Source organism: Paraburkholderia sp. SECH4, from assembly GCF_030511745.1.
Lineage (GTDB): Bacteria > Pseudomonadota > Gammaproteobacteria > Burkholderiales > Burkholderiaceae > Paraburkholderia > Paraburkholderia madseniana.
The window spans coordinates 1-1,213 of sequence record NZ_JALOCP010000120.1; the positions used below are offsets into that span (position 1 = coordinate 1).

The following is a 1,213-nucleotide window of genomic DNA, read 5'->3' on the forward strand; positions in this document are numbered from 1 at the left end:
TAGGGAAACGCTGATTAATGAAGCTCGGCGGTCATCGCGAACGTAGCCGAGGACGTTATAGAAGATAGCTCACGGAACGGACCCACGACGATGAAGAGGCAGATCGGCTTCGCGGAAGCGGAAATTGCAGGCAAGAAGCGCGTGACGAGGCGCCAACGCTTCCTGGCCGAGATGGAGAAGATTGTGCCGTGGCAGCGCTTGCTGTCGGCAATCGAGCCGCATTACCCGAAGGGCACGCGCGGCCGTCCGCCGATTGGCCTGGAGCGAATGTTGCGGATCTACTTCCTGCAACAGTGGTACGGGCTGTCGGACGAAGGGCTGGAAGATGCGCTGTATGACAGCATCGCGCTGCGCGCCTTCGCCGGCATCGATCTGGCGGTCGAGAACGTGCCGGATGCGACCACGCTGTTGAAGTTCCGGCGCCTGCTGATCGAACATGAATTGACACGGAAGCTGTTTGACGAGATCGGCATCTCGCTGTGTGAGCGAGGACTGCTGATGAAGGAAGGCACGCTGGTTGATGCGACGATCATCGAAGCGCCACCGTCGACCAAAAATACCGGGAAGAGCCGTGACCCGGAGATGCATCAAACGAAGAAAGGAAACGAATGGCACTTTGGGATGAAGGCCCACATTGGCGTGGACGCCGATTCGGGCCTGATCCACAGTGTGGTTGGCACGGCGGCTAACGTGTCGGATGTGTCGCAAGCGCATGCCCTGCTGCACGGGCATGAAGAGCAGGCGTTCGCCGACGCGGGTTACATCGGCGTAGACAAGCGCGACGAAATGAAAGGCAAGACCGTGAAGTGGCACGTCGCGGCCAAGCGCGGAAAGATCAAAGCAATGCAGGAAGGGCCGCTGAAGGACCTGGAGATGGCGGCCGAGCGGACCAAGGCGCAGATCCGGGCGCGGGTCGAGCATCCGTTCCATATCGTCAAGAACCTGTTTCACCATCGCAAGACCCGATACAAGGGCTTGGCCAAGAACACGGCGCAACTGCTCAGCCTGTTCGCTCTGGCGAATCTGGTGATTGCGCGAAATCTGTTGCGATCGGTTCATGGGAGCAGTCCGTCAAGCGTGTGAAAAATGCGAGCTGGGAGGCTCGTTTTCGAGCCAAATTCACTGAAATGAGCGCCGATTCGATTCGTTATCCGGAAAGTTTCCCGCCGCTTCATCTGCAAACCGAACGGGCAGTACATTAATCAGCGTTTCC

Annotated in this window: 1 protein-coding gene; it reads left to right on the forward strand. The window is 58.5% G+C overall.

Features of this window, described 5'->3' with window-relative positions; all coding sequences use genetic code 11:
* Positions 1–90 precede the first annotated feature (90 nt).
* The gene (locus M0D67_RS42000; protein WP_266243685.1) at positions 91–1,083 is read left to right on the forward strand and encodes an IS5 family transposase; all 993 of its coding nucleotides are present in this window, start codon (positions 91–93) and stop codon (positions 1,081–1,083) included.
* Positions 1,084–1,213 lie beyond the last annotated feature (130 nt).

What these genes read in the sequence shown, in the direction of transcription:
- M0D67_RS42000 (WP_266243685.1), top strand. Translation starts at nt 91, where the DNA reads ATGAAGAGGCAGATCGGCTTCGCGGAAGCGGAAATTGCAGGCAAGAAG.